14 protein-coding genes are annotated in these 13,016 nt (G+C 59.9%); 3 read left to right on the plus strand and 11 right to left on the minus strand.

The genetic code is table 11. The features are described 5' to 3' along the window. Position 1 precedes the first annotated feature (1 nt). Positions 2 to 1,111, plus strand: coding sequence for a DmpA family aminopeptidase (locus WCL58_RS10155; protein WP_102985498.1), 1,110 nt, complete (start codon positions 2 to 4; stop codon positions 1,109 to 1,111). Positions 1,112 to 1,148: 37 nt separating this feature from the next. Here WCL58_RS10155 and WCL58_RS10160 read toward each other — a convergent pair whose 3' ends face one another. The 5 genes from WCL58_RS10160 to WCL58_RS10180 are packed head-to-tail and all read right to left on the minus strand — an operon-like array spanning position 1,149 to position 6,527. Further along, positions 1,149 to 2,399: a phospholipase D-like domain-containing protein gene (locus tag WCL58_RS10160; protein WP_197802278.1), complete on the minus strand. Its 1,251-nt coding sequence runs from the start codon at positions 2,397 to 2,399 to the stop codon at positions 1,149 to 1,151. After that, positions 2,392 to 3,042: a MotA/TolQ/ExbB proton channel family protein gene (locus tag WCL58_RS10165; RefSeq protein WP_019454931.1), complete on the minus strand. Its 651-nt coding sequence runs from the start codon at positions 3,040 to 3,042 to the stop codon at positions 2,392 to 2,394. Before WCL58_RS10165 ends, WCL58_RS10160 begins: the two co-directional genes overlap by 8 nt. 46 nt (positions 3,043 to 3,088) lie before the next feature. Then, the gene (locus tag WCL58_RS10170; RefSeq protein WP_308344925.1) at positions 3,089 to 5,332 is read right to left on the minus strand and encodes a TonB-dependent receptor family protein; all 2,244 of its coding nucleotides are present in this window, start codon (positions 5,330 to 5,332) and stop codon (positions 3,089 to 3,091) included. Between the two features lie 39 nt (positions 5,333 to 5,371). Further along, the gene (locus WCL58_RS10175) at positions 5,372 to 6,118 is read right to left on the minus strand and encodes an energy transducer TonB family protein (protein ID WP_070915062.1); all 747 of its coding nucleotides are present in this window, start codon (positions 6,116 to 6,118) and stop codon (positions 5,372 to 5,374) included. 1 nt (position 6,119) lies between these two features. Next, the gene (locus WCL58_RS10180) at positions 6,120 to 6,527 is read right to left on the minus strand and encodes an ExbD/TolR family protein (protein WP_038878355.1); all 408 of its coding nucleotides are present in this window, start codon (positions 6,525 to 6,527) and stop codon (positions 6,120 to 6,122) included. A 529-nt stretch (positions 6,528 to 7,056) separates the two neighbouring features. On the opposite strand from WCL58_RS10180, the gene WCL58_RS10185 reads away from it, so the two are divergent. Then, on the plus strand, positions 7,057 to 7,359 hold the full coding sequence (locus tag WCL58_RS10185; protein WP_004933246.1) for a DUF5862 family protein: 303 nt from the start codon (positions 7,057 to 7,059) through the stop codon (positions 7,357 to 7,359). Positions 7,360 to 7,397: 38 nt separating this feature from the next. On the opposite strand, the gene idi is transcribed toward WCL58_RS10185, so the two are convergent. The 4 genes from idi to WCL58_RS10205 are packed head-to-tail and all read right to left on the minus strand — an operon-like array spanning position 7,398 to position 10,288. After that, positions 7,398 to 7,991: an isopentenyl-diphosphate Delta-isomerase gene (gene idi / locus WCL58_RS10190; protein WP_084827889.1), complete on the minus strand. Its 594-nt coding sequence runs from the start codon at positions 7,989 to 7,991 to the stop codon at positions 7,398 to 7,400. 42 nt (positions 7,992 to 8,033) lie between these two features. After that, entirely contained in the window at positions 8,034 to 8,261 is a 228-nt protein-coding gene (locus WCL58_RS10195; RefSeq protein ID WP_072265380.1) for a non-oxidative hydroxyarylic acid decarboxylases subunit D, read from the minus strand. A gap of 9 nt (positions 8,262 to 8,270) precedes the next feature. Further along, complete coding sequence (locus WCL58_RS10200) at positions 8,271 to 9,698, minus strand: non-oxidative hydroxyarylic acid decarboxylases subunit C (protein WP_084826895.1); 1,428 nt, start codon at positions 9,696 to 9,698, stop codon at positions 8,271 to 8,273. A 2-nt stretch (positions 9,699 to 9,700) separates the two neighbouring features. Continuing rightward, positions 9,701 to 10,288 carry a non-oxidative hydroxyarylic acid decarboxylases subunit B gene (locus WCL58_RS10205; RefSeq protein ID WP_197809046.1) on the minus strand — a complete coding sequence of 196 codons (588 nt, stop codon included), beginning with the start codon at positions 10,286 to 10,288 and terminating at the stop codon, positions 9,701 to 9,703. Positions 10,289 to 10,471: 183 nt separating this feature from the next. On the opposite strand from WCL58_RS10205, the gene WCL58_RS10210 reads away from it, so the two are divergent. Beyond that, a complete protein-coding gene (locus WCL58_RS10210; protein WP_060422158.1) occupies positions 10,472 to 10,888 on the plus strand; it encodes a MarR family winged helix-turn-helix transcriptional regulator in 417 nt (138 codons plus the stop codon). Positions 10,889 to 10,980: 92 nt separating this feature from the next. On the opposite strand, the gene WCL58_RS10215 is transcribed toward WCL58_RS10210, so the two are convergent. Together WCL58_RS10215 and WCL58_RS10220 are read right to left on the minus strand one after the other, a co-directional pair. Further along, on the minus strand, positions 10,981 to 11,901 hold the full coding sequence (locus WCL58_RS10215) for a L,D-transpeptidase family protein (protein ID WP_038878352.1): 921 nt from the start codon (positions 11,899 to 11,901) through the stop codon (positions 10,981 to 10,983). A gap of 233 nt (positions 11,902 to 12,134) precedes the next feature. Next, positions 12,135 to 13,010, minus strand: coding sequence for a helix-turn-helix domain-containing protein (locus WCL58_RS10220; protein WP_336851071.1), 876 nt, complete (start codon positions 13,008 to 13,010; stop codon positions 12,135 to 12,137). Between the last annotated feature and the right edge of the window lie 6 nt (positions 13,011 to 13,016).

Here is a 13,016-nt window from a genome sequence, read left to right on the forward strand (position 1 = left end):
CATGACGCAGCGCGCTCAGGATCTGGGCATTATCATCGGACAGGGCACGCCCGGCCCGCTGAACGCCATCACCGACGTGCCCGGCGTGCGCGTTGGCCATGCCAGCATTCATGCCGATTTGGCGGACGGGCGCAGCGTGCGCACCGGCGTGACGGTGATCGAACCGCGCCCCGGCTCCGCCCGCCACGCCCCCTGCTTTGCCGGCGTGCACGTGCTGAACGGCAACGGCGACGCCACTGGCCTGGAATGGGTGCGCGAAGCGGGCCTGCTGACCAGCCCGATCGCCTTCACCAACACCCACAGCGTGGGCGTGGTGCGCGATGCGCTGATCGCGCTGGAGCGTGAAGCGCTGCCCGCGAGCGACAATGCGGTGTACTGGAATATGCCGGTGGTGATGGAAACCTTCGACGGCCTGCTCAACGACATCAACGGCTTTCACGTCAAGGCCGAGCACGTGCGCCAGGCGCAGCAGGCGGCCCGGGGCGGCTTGCCGCAGGAAGGCGCGGTCGGCGGCGGCAGCGGCATGATCTGCCATGAATTCAAAGGCGGCAGCGGCACCGCGTCGCGCCGCTTGCCCGCCGATCAGGGCGGCTGGACGGTGGGCGCCATCGTGCAGGCCAACCACGGCAAGCGCGAATCATTGCTGGTCGGCGGTTACCCGGTAGGCCGGCATCTGGGGCATCTCCCCTCGCCGTTCACGCCGCAGTTGCCGCATCCCGGCATGGGCTCCATCGTGGTGGCGCTGGCGACCGACGCGCCGCTGCTGCCGCACCAGTGTGCGCGGCTGGCGCAGCGCGCCAGCATCGGCATCGCCCGCACCGGCGGCGGCACCGAGGACTCGAGCGGCGACATTTTCATCGCCTTCGCCACCGGCAACGACGGCCTGCCGCCCGCCGACTACGCCAACAAAGGCGCCTTCACCACGCCGCTGCGCATGGTGAACAACGACTACATTTCGGCGCTGTTCGCCGCAGCGGCGGAAGCGGTGGAGGAAGCGATCGTGAATGCGTTGCTGGCGGCCAATACCGTCAGCGGCAACGGCCACCGGGCGGAAGGGTTGAGCGCCGAGCAGCTGGTGACGGCGCTGGAGCAGGCCGGCTGGCGTCGGTAAAAAAACACAGGGCGCGGGGTTAACCGCGCCCTGCTTATCAGGATTCGCCGCCCGGCTTGGGCGTCGGGTAGTCGTAATCCAGCCGCAGCGGTTCGGCGTAGACGCTGTTCCACAGCTGTTGGTACAGCTTGTCCAACCGCCCGCTCATCGCCGCACTGTGCATCACCAGCTCCAGATTGCGCGAGTTGTCCAGATAGCCGCCGGTCCAGTTGCTGGTGCCCACCCAGGCAATCTCATCGTCGATGGTCATCAGCTTGCTGTGGATCACGCGGGCAAACGGAATGAAGCCGCTGCTAGCCGGTGGTATGGTCACCACTTTGATCTGCACGTTCGGCACCAGCGCCAGGCTCTTCAGCCAGGCGATATCCGGCTTTTTGGTGTTCCAGTTGGCCACCATCAGCTCGATCTGCACCCCGCGCGCCGCCGCGCTGCGCAGCGCGTTGTCGATCTCCGCGTAGAAGGGGCGGCTGCGTTCGGGGCCGAACGACAGCGGCGCGTAATCCATCACCTGCACCCGCACCCGCCGCTTGGCGCCGGCCAGCAAGCGCGGCAGCTCGGCCTGCGAGTCAATCACCCCCGCCGGGTTGTAGGCGCGCGGGCTGGCCACCAGATAGTTGCCCTGCGTCGGCGCCGTCGTCGGCGAATCGGGCAGCGGCGGCACCGGCTTATCCTGCGCCAGCAGCGCCTGCGCCTGCCAATCCTGCTCGAAGATCGCCTGGATCTGCCCCACCACCTTGGCGTCGCTGATGCGCAGCCCGGTTTCGTGAATATGCTCCAGCGCGCGCCAGTCGAAGTTCTGGCTGCCGACGAATGCCTGTTCGCCGTCCACCAGCAGATACTTGGCGTGCAGAATGCCGCCGCTCAGCTTCTGGTAAGGAATGATGCGCAGCTCCAGATTGGGGATCGCCTTCAGCTGTTCCAGCGTCTCGGCGGTAGAAATGCGAATGCCCTTATCTTCCACCAAAAAGCGGATTTTCACCCCGCGTTCGCCGGCCGCCTTCAGGTGCTGCAGCACGCCATCCAGCAGCGAACCGTCCTGATTCGCCACATAAAACTGCCCCAGATCGATGCGGGTTTTCGCCGCGTCGAACATCTCGCGCCACACCTCGGCGGTGTTGCGCAGGTCGTCGGCCTGCAGCGCGGTTTCCACCGGCGCGGTGTACACCAGCTCGTAGCCGGGAATCGCAAAACGCGCCGCAGCGCTCTGGCTCAACATCAACAAACAACCGCCCCACAATGCCGTATAAAGGCGGCCGAGCGGCCGCCGTACTGGATGGCCATTAGGCATAGCGCGGCGCTCCGCTGTCAACCCATTGTTCGCCGCTGCCGCTCTCCGGGCGGCTGGCCGGTTGGCCGGCGCGGATCAACAGCACCTTCAGCAGTTCGTTGATGCGCTCCATGCGGCTCTGCAGGAAGTTATTGGCCACCAGGCACAACAGCGCGATGGCGATGCCGAGGCCGGTGGCGTACAGCGCGGTGCCCATCCCGGCCGACACCAGGCTCGGCTCGGACACCCCCGAGGCGGCCAGCGCCTTGAAGGTTTCGATGATCCCCATCACGGTGCCGAGCAGCCCCAGCAGCGGCGCGGCGGTGACCACGGTTTCCAGCAGCCACAGGCCGCGCGCCATCGGCGGCTTGCTCAGCAGGTACTGGGCGTCGATCAGATCGCCGATCGCCTCGCGGTCGCCGGCGCGGTGCTTCTGCGCCAATACCGGCGCGATCACCGCCATCGGCAGACTGTTACGCTGGGTCAGCTCGTCCGGCAGATCGGCGGCGCGGCGTACGTCCGGCGTCAGCGCCTGCTCCAGCCGGCGCGCCTGGCGCTGGGTATAGGCGAAGTACAGCGTGCGTTCGATGATGATCACCAGCGCGATTGCCAGCGCGGCGTACATCACGTAGAAAATAATGTCGTGCAACAGATTGGCGTCCATACAGGGCTCCTCTTCCCCGCCGCCCGGCAGGCGGCAGGGTATTCAGTTAAAAGGTGGCTTCCAGCGAAACGCTGAAGGTGCGTTCTTCGCCGACGTTGTAATACGGCGTGCTGGCCTTCACGCCGCCGTAAGGTGCCGCGTTGAAGGTGGTGGTGCGCACCGAGGTCAGGTATTCCTTGTCAAACAGGTTGCTGATGCCAAAGCGCAGCGCGGCGCTTTTGACGATTTTCTTGTCCACCGGCAGATGCACCCCCGCCGCCAGATCGAACACCGTGCGGCCGCCGATCTTCTCGTCGTTGGTCAGATCCCCGTAGAACGCGCTGACGTACTTGCCGCTGACGCTGCCGTAATACAGCCCGTCGTCATAACCCAACGTCATGTTCAGCAGGTTTTTCGGCACGTTCGGCACCTCTTTGCCGGAGGTCGGCAGCGGCAGCCCGCCGTTGCTGACGATGTCGCTCTTCTGCTTCGATTGGGTATAGGTATAAGAGGTGTAATAGTTGAAGTTATGCGGCAGTTGGCCGCTCCACTCCAGCTCCAGCCCTTTGTTCTCCACGTTGCCGATGTTCATCATCTCGTAGTCGCCGGCCGAGTTGGTGGTGGAGATTTGGCGATCGCTGTAACGCATGTAAAACAGCGTGGCGCTCAGCAGCATGTCTTCCTGCTGGAAACGCCAGCCCAGTTCGTGGTTCCAGCTCAGTTCCGGCTTGGTGCTGAGCGAGTCGCCGACGTTGTACAGCACGTAGTTTGGCGGCGTGCGCATGTTGCGCGTCAGGTTGTAGAACACCTGATTTTCCTGGTTCACCTTGTAGCTGGCGCTGAAGTTCGGCAGGAATTCATGATAGGTGGCTTTGCGTTTCTCCGGCACGTTGTACAGGCTGCCGCGGTTGTCCCCTTTGCGCTCCACGTACTGATAGGCCAGGCCGCCGACGAAGGTCCAGTCCGGCGTGGCAAACCAGGTGTCCTGCAGCCACACCTTCTGCGCCGGAGTGATGGTGTACTGGTTGCGCCCCTGAACGGTGTTGCCGTTGGCGTCCTTCACCTGATCGGATCCGCCCGGCTGGCCCCAAATCTGCGACGGGTTGCCGTCGCCCTTGATGCTGATGAACGGCTGAGTCTGCAGCTGACGTGCGCGCTCATACCAGTAGCCGACGTCCAGGCTGTGCTGCTCGTTGATGTCCCACTTCAGCTTGGTGGTGATGCCCGGCCGCCAGGTTTGGGTCCACGATGGGCGGTAGTAGGTGTTGGATTTCAGGTTGCTGAGATCGTACTGCCCGGCCTTGCTGGAGGTGTTGGACAACACCGAGGCCGTCTGGCCGTTGAAGCTGCCGCCGTTGCCCCAGTAGTAATACGGCTGCAGGGTCAGCGACAGGTTATCGCGCAGCTGCAGCTTCTGGGTGAACGACAGCGTGAAGTTTTCGAACGGGTTGCGTTCAATCTTGTAATACTTGTTCAACTGCCCTTTGTTGTTGTACTCCGGCGTGGTGACGTAGTCGGTGTCACGGCCGTCGTTTTGGAACTGCGCCTTGCTCAGAGTGTTGTAGTTGGTGTTGTTCTGGCGGTTGTACTTCATCACCAGATTGCTGCTGTTGCCGTTGCCGTCTTCATACAGCGAGTTCATCTCGAACTTGTCGGAGTACAGTCGCCCTTCGCCGCGCCACTTCTTCGCTTCGGTGTGCGAATAGGAGAGCCAGTTACTGAAGCCGTTGTACTCGCCGGTGTCCAGGCGGGCGAAGGTTTTGCTCAGGCTGTTGCTGCCCAGCGTCTGCTTGACGAAACCGCCGAAGTCTTTCGCCGGGCGGCGCGTCACCAGGCCGATGTTGCCGCCGCTGGAGCCGATGTGCGGGCCGTCCGCTTCGGAAGACCCCTGGGTGACGAACACCTCCTCCAGGTTTTCCGCATCGCCCAGCAGGTTCGGGTATACCGCGTAGTTGCCGGAGTCGTTGATCGGAATGCCGTCCATCGACAGGCCGATCTGATCCGAGTTCATGCCGCGCATGGTGTAGTCCACGCCGCTCAGGCCGCTGGCGTCGTTGCTGTTGACGTTCAGGCCCGGCGTGTATTTCAGCTTGTCGATGGCGTTGGCCGCCGACGGCATTTTGTCCATCGCCTCTTTGGTGACGGTAGAACGCGCCTTGGCGCTGTCATCCTGCACCATCATGCCGCCGCCGAGCGACTGCCCCTTGACGCTGATGGTGCCGACATCGGTGGCGTCGGCCGCCAGCGCGGCGCCCGGCAGCATCGCCGACATCACCGCCAGATAGATCCCAGAACGATTAAACGATTTCATTGTGTGCATCCCATAAAAATCAAACGATTAACCCTTGCGCTAAGGCGCCTGATAATTGAACGTTGCGGTAAATCTTTTGGTTGTTTGCCCGGCGAACGCCTCGCTCGGGAACGGCTTCACTGAACTGATGCTTTGCAGGCTGCTCATCGCCGCGCGGTTCAGCAGCATGCTGGCAGCTTTGTTGGCGATGCCGGAAGAGAGCACCCGCCCGCTGCGATCGACCTCCAGCCACACTTCGACGTTGCCCTGCGGACGCTCGAGCGAGGCCTGGCGCCCGCTCGGGTAGCGCTTGCGCTGTTCCAGCTCGCGGCGCAAGGCCAGCAGATAGCCGTTTTCAATCGCCTGTGCGTTCACCTTCGGCGCCGCCGGGGCGGCCGGTGCGGGCTGCGCCGCCGGTTTGCTCACCAGCGCGCGCGGGGCGGCAGGCGCCGGCGTCGCTTTAGGCTTCTCTACCGGTTTGGCTTTCTCCTTCACCGGTTTGGGTTTGGGCTTCGGCTGCGGTTTCGGCACCGGCTTGGCTTCCACGATCGGTTCCGGCGCCGGCACGACCGGTTCGGGGATCGGCTCCGGCTCGGGCGGCGGCGGTTCGGGCTGGGGTTCCGGCGGCGTTTCCGGTTGGGGTTCCGGCGCCGGTTCAGGCTCCACCAGCGCCAGTTCGATGGCGGTTTCGTCGTAGCGCGGCTGGATCTTCAGCGCCGCCTGCTGGCTGGCGAACAGCAGGCAACCGGCGACAATCAGCGCCGGCAGCCAGCTGAAAAGATGACGTGAGCGATAGAGCAGATACATGTCACAGCTTCCGTGTCGCGATGGAGACGGAGAGGAAACCGCCCTGGCGCAGGTTGTCCATGACCGCCACCAGCCGCTCGACCGCCACGCCCTTGTCGCTGTTGACGATGATGGTGGTGGTCTGGTTGGCCTGCTGCTGTTGCTTCAGCGTGTTGACCAACGCGTCGAGCGCAATCGGCTGGCCATCCAGCTGCAGCTGCTCGTCGGCCCCCAGCGTGACGATCGCTTTTTTCTGCGGTTTCAGCTGCTGCGCGCTGCCGGCAGACGGCAGCTGCGTTTTCAGCCCGAGCGCCGGAATGACGTTCAGGCTGATCAAGACGAAAAACACCAATAAAAACATCATCACGTCGATCATCGGGATCAGCTCGATGTGCGCTTTATTCTTTTTCGGTTCGTTCCAGTTACGCATGACACTCCCTCCCAAAAGCGAAGCAGCCAATATAGGAGGGGTTTGTTTACCTTTTGTTACGCTTGTGTGATCTTATTTTCACAGTGTGGATTTTTTGCGAGAATTCTTTCAATGACGGGAGGCGGGCGCGGAGATATAACCCATTAATTAGCTATAGTTTTTAATGGAATAATCACAGGGCGGGCGCACTCACCTAACGGGTAGCAGGGCCTGAAATGTGAAAATAGTGACAGCCACAGCGGGCCCACGGCAACGACAAGAAGAAATCGCCGCAGCCCGTCCGCAATAAGGGCATGATGAGGTTTCCAGTGATATCGCCTTTTTTAACCAAGAATATTCTCAACCCCTGTCATAAAAATATCGACAGAAAATAAATATTCGCATATATAACCAAACAACATTCCTCATTGGATATATTATTGCCAACAGATTACCAGCTGTTATATTTTTAAAGTGGAATAGCGCCACAGCGTTATTCTCGGTATTAATTAACCCCACTAAGTCACCCTTTTATTTATAAGGATTGTATATGAAAGTACTTAGTCAATATGAAGAGCAGTACGTTAGCGGTGGCGATCTGAACGCGGCCTGGGATGGGTTGCTGGACGGCGCCATGACCGGCGCGCTGATTGCAGGCAAATCCGCAGGGGCCGGCGGCTTTATTGCCGGCGCCGTCGGCCAACTGGTCGGTACCATCATCGGCGGCGTCGCAGGCGGTGTGGGGCTGGGGCTGTATGGCCTAACCCATACGCAGCAGGAAGTGGCGGACTACGCAAAACATTTCCGCGAAACTATCGGCTCCACCTCGACCTCGGTCGGCGGCAGCCTGTAAGCACGAATAGATAGTCACCCCCGCGGTGGCTATTTATTTTATTGCCGCCCTCCCCCTACGCCGCCCGCTGAACGCTTGACCATTATCGCATCCCGGTATTCTTTCAAACCTGCGGCTATCGCGTCGGTATTTAATTGCGAAACCATCCACGGGCTGAAACCAAAAGGCGTTAATTTTACCGCCGCCATTAAATGATTGAGCTCGACCCAGGCATAATCCGCGACCTCATCCGGATTGCGATGGAGCGCGCCTTTTATTTGCGCGGCAAATACCGGGCAAACTTCATTTTCCATCACGCCGGACGCATCGGTAGCCTGATAGCTGAAAGCTTCGCTCAGCAGCGTTATCTGCTCCACCTCCGTGCCCAGTTCAACCTGGGCGCGGCGCATCACCGCCTGTGCCAGCGCCTCTTGCGGCAAGGGATGGCCGCAAAAGGAATTGGTCCAAACCCCCGGCCAGGCGGTTTTACTCAACGCACGTCTTGTGGCCAGCACGTTGCCCTCTGGGGTAAAGAGGTAGCATGAAAAGGCCAAATGCAGCGGCGTATGATGCGTGTGCACCTGATTTTTCGGCATCGTTCCGCAAGGCTGCCAGGCGGCATCGAGCAAAACGACGTCTTCGTTATTCATCATCGCGATTTCCATCAAAAGACGGGCTCTTGCACGTCTTTGGGTTCATTTCGTCAAAAGAGGAGGAATGGCCGGCACTTCCGGCGCATTATCGATATCCTGCTGAGTCATGCGAAACTCAGGCGGATAATGCTCCCGTTCCGTTCTGCGGGCGGGTTCGGTATTCCGCCAGGTATAAAGACAGTGCTGGCACTGGTATACCGTCCATACGCCCTTGACCGGTGAATGCGCCATGACGTCTATCTGTTTATCGGCACAACGAGGACAAATCATAGGAGCTCCTTAAGGACGGTTAGCCAACATGGCGGTTAATTTATCCACCCACAGGGCGGTCTCAGGTAAATCCTTGACCGGCTGACTGTAGTGGCCACGCGCATCCGGAGCCACCGGCGTTGTCGCGTCGATGATCAACTTGTCGGTAATCCCCGCGGGGCTGGAGCCGGGATCCAGTTCCAGCACAGACATGTTCGGCAATTGCACCAGATCGCCGGCCGGATTGACCTTGGCGGACAGCGCCCACATGACCTGCGGCAGATTGAAGGGATCGACATCCTCATCGACCATGATCACCATTTTCACATAGCCCAATCCGTGCGGCGTGGTCATTGCCCGCATCCCCACCGCGCGCGCGAAGCCGCCGTAACGCTTTTTGGTGGAAATGATGACGAGCAGCCCGTGGGTATACATCGCATTGACCGCCTGCACTTCCGGAAACTCGGCTTTCAGCTGCTGATACAACGGCACGCAGGTGGCCGGCCCCATCAGATAGTCGATTTCTGTCCAGGGCATGCCCAGATACAGGGATTCAAAAATCGGCCGTGTTCGGTAAGAAACCTTATCGATACGCACCACCGTCATGTTGCGGCCACCGGAATAATGGCCCGTAAATTCGCCGAACGGGCCTTCAATCTCGCGCTTGCGGCCTTCAATCACCCCTTCGATGATCACTTCAGACCCCCACGGCACATCGAAGCCGGTCAAAGGGGCCGTCGCTATCGGATAGGGGCTTTCGCGCAGGGCGCCGGCCATCTCATACTCCGACTGATCGTATTTCAACGGCGTCGCCCCCATCAGCGTAATGATGGGATCGTTGCCCAGCGTAATGGCAATCGGCAGATCCTCTCCGCGCTCTTCGGCTTTATGCAGATGCAGCGCAATGTCGTGCATCGGCACCGGTTGCAAACCCAGCTTGCGTTTGCCCTTCACCTCCATACGGTAAATGCCGACGTTTTGCTTGCCGAAATGAGCGGGATCTTCAGGATCACGGGAAACGACGCAGGCCTTATCCAGGTAAAAACCGCCGTCGCCGTCGTTTAGGCGAAACAACGGCAGGATTTCAAACAGATTAATCTCCTCGCCGTTGACCTCATTCTGCGCCCAGGGCGGATTATCGCGGCGCTCTGCAGAGACAGGGAAATGATCCCAGCGGCGAATATACTCATCGATTTGCTGTTTCACCGGCGTGGTCGGCGGCAGGCCCAGCGCGATGGCGTGATTCTGCCATGAGCCGAGGGTGTTCATCACCACATGCGCATGTTCAAAGCCTTTAATGTTCCTGAATGCAATGGCGGGGGCGCCCTCACCGATTCTTCCGGTGGCGTTGGCCGCCGCGGCGATATCCGGCTCCGCCTGCACCTCCTCGGCAATGTCGAGTAATTGCCCGGCCTTATCCAATGCCGCCAAATAACTTCGAAGATCGTCATAAGCCATATTTAACCCTCCTGACTGTAAACCTCTTTTTTTAATCCAGCCCAGCGTTTTGCCCGGCTGTAATCAAGGCCAAACTGGTCCAGAACCCGTGCGACAATATGATCGGTGACGTCATCAATATGAGTGGGATGGTTATAATAAGCGGGCATCGGGGGGACCAATGAAACGCCCAGCTTCGAGAGCGCCAGCATATTTTCCAGATGGATGGCGCTCAGCGGCGTTTCCCTTGGAACCAACACCAGCTTCCGCCCTTCTTTAATCATGACATCCGCCGCTCGGCCAATAAGCCCCTCAGCATAACCCGCGCGAATTCCCGCCAACGTTTTCATGCTGCAGGGAATAATGATCATGCCATCCATGCGAAATGAACCCGAGGAGATCGTGGCGGCCTGGTCGGCCACACTGTGTGTGACATCAGCCATCGCCATCACGTCACGTAGGCTGTGCTTTGTTTCAAGCTCAATGGTCTTTTTGGCCCACCGGCTCAAGATCAAATGCGTCTCTATACCTTCGATATCTTTCAGGGCCTGGAGAAGCGCCGTACCGAGCGGTGCCCCGGTAGCACCCGTCATCGCGATCGTTAATCTCATGCCTACCTCGACAAAGTTCGTATACGAACAATATGTCAAATCTAGCCCTGGGATCGGGATAAAACAAGCGGGCAAGATGTAACCGTTCGTAAACGAACGACCTGCCAGGGCAAGTATCTCTCAGCGGTCAGTTTTGTTATATTGATATTATTGCTCGCTTTTTTCCTCTTAAGGAATAAACGTATGAACAGAACGCTGGCCAATACTTTTTTCCATCTCATCCGCGAGTTGCTTCAGGATCATAGTTCTCAATGGCAGAAATCGCTCCCTGAACTCAGTAAACAGCAATATTCCATTCTGGCCACCGTTTCAGAAACTCCGGGTATTGAGCAAGTCGAGTTAATGGAGGCGGCAATCAGCAGTAAAGCCGCGCTGGCTGAATTACTCAGCCGAATGGAAGGGAAAGGTCTGTTAAAGCGTGAAGCAGGCGAGCAGGACAAGCGCCGCCGATTTATTTACCTGACGCCTGCGGGACAGGCGCTGTTCGAAGCCAGCCGCCCAATCGCCGACGCGATTGATAACAGGTACCTTGAACGGGTCAATAAAGAGCAATATGAGTCGGCGCTTTTCGCTTTACAGACGATGGTGGGAAAAAAATAAATTAACCCTCTCGGCAGAGATAAAGATTCAACAGCCATAAAAAAAGACGCCCGCAGGCGTCTTTTTATCGCGTTCACTGAAGCCCGAGGCAATCAGTTCACTTTCACCGGCATACCGGAACGGGCCTTGATCGCCGCGTCCACTTCGCTCTGGTTGACGCCGGCGTCCATCAGCACTTTGCCGACCGGCGCGGAAATGGTCAGCGGCACCGGATCTTTCGATTGCAGCTGCTCTTCGTTGGCCGACAGCGGGTTGTGCACTTCCACGTAGCGCGAGCCGTCCGGCTCGACGGTGGCTTTCATCGGTTCGTTGATGAACTGCACGCGGGTGCCGACCGGCACTTTCTCGAACAGGTACTTGATGTCGTCGGCGCGCAGACGCACGCAGCCGTGGCTCACGCGCAGGCCGATGCCGAAGTTGGCGTTGGTGCCGTGAATGGCATACAGGCGGCCAACATACAGCGCATACAGCCCCATCGGGTTATCCGGGCCGGCCGGGAACACCGCAGGCAGGATTTCACCGTCGGCCGCATATTCGGCGCGCATCTTGGCGGTCGGCGTCCAGGTCGGGCCGTCTTTCTTGCGCTGTACGGTAGTGGTCCAGTTCAGCGGGGTGTCTTTACCCAGCTGGCCGATACCGATCGGCAGCACCACCACGGTGTTAGATCCTTTCGGGTAGTAGTACAGACGCATCTCGGCGCTGTTGATGATGATGCCTTCACGCGGCGCGTCCGGCAGGATCAGCTGCTGCGGGATGGTCAGGGTGCTGCCGGCCTTCGGCAGGAACGGATCCACGCCCGGGTTGGCCTCCAGCATGTTGCTCAGCCCCATCTGATACTGGGCGGCGAAGCTTTCCAGCGGCAGTTTGCTGTCTTCCGGTACGGTGATTTGGATATTCTCGCCCACCAAACGGCTGTCTTTTGGCGGCAGCGGGTAGACGACGGCGAAGGCAGCCTGGCTGAATGCAACCAGTGCCGTAAACAGGGTTAATAACGCGCGAATGCTCATTTTCATCTTCGTGTTGGTCAAGGCCACTGGCGATTATGGGTATCGGTTTCTACGGCCACTTTACCCCGTTGCATTTCAGCCGGCAGCCAACGGCGCTGCGGCCTGAAAAACCAGGGGGGATTTGACCGGATGCGCATTATATGTGCACATCAATCAAAGTGTGAACCATTACCGATGTAATATCGCAATTTTTTGTAACCTGACGCGCCACGAAGGCGACTTTTTGCGAGAACCGCCGCCTAACCGGCGGCGGCCAACGCTTCCTCCCGTCGAATAGGGATCAGATATTCGCAGCGGATCGCCGCGCCGCCGAGCGGGCAGCTGCCCTCCTGCGCCGGGTAGAAACGCTCAATATCCTGCCCCGGCCGGCGGACGGCGTTCATCTGCGGCATCGCGGTGTCGTACAGCCGCACGATAAAGTTTTGTAACCCTTCCGCCTGCCCTTGATAGGTGAAACGGGCATACTCCCCCTGTTCGATAGTCACCCGCTCCCCCATCGCCCCTTCGTCCGGCAGAGCGGCGGTATAGGCCATGCGCGGATTACCCCGGCGTTGCCTGTCGACCTCCAGACTGGTGAGGCCGTATACCACCTCCGGCAGCGCCTGCGGCTGCAGCAGCTGCCGCCAGGCGTGGCGGCGCAGCTCGCACTTGGAGGCCGCCAGCTGCCCCAGCGTAAAGCTGCGGCGCTGGGTGTTGCCCACCAGCTGCATGGCGGGCAGCGTCACGATGTCGGCCTGCGGCAACGGCGTTTCGGTCAGCCGCAGCGGCGGCTGCAGGCCGTAGCTCGACCAATCCTGGCTGCGGCGATAGCTGGCCGGCGGCAGACCGAACTGTTTGCGGAAGCAACGGGTGAAGGTCTGCTGCGAATCGAACTGGTAAGTATCGGCGATGCAGGCCACGCTGGTGCCGGTCAGGCGCAGTTCGCGCGCGGCGGCAGTCAGCCTTCTGCGGCGGGCGTAAGTGCCGAGAATATGGCCGGTATGTTGCTTGAACATCCGCTGCAAATGCCACTTGGAGTAGCCGGACTTGGCGGCAATGTCGTCCAGCGTCAGCGGCTGATCCAGGCTCTGCTCGATCCAGGCCAGCAGCTGTTCAATCACCTGTTGCTGGTGCATGGTATT

Source organism: Serratia sp. TMDUHS_CL (assembly GCF_037137105.1).
Lineage (GTDB): Bacteria > Pseudomonadota > Gammaproteobacteria > Enterobacterales > Enterobacteriaceae > Serratia > Serratia nevei.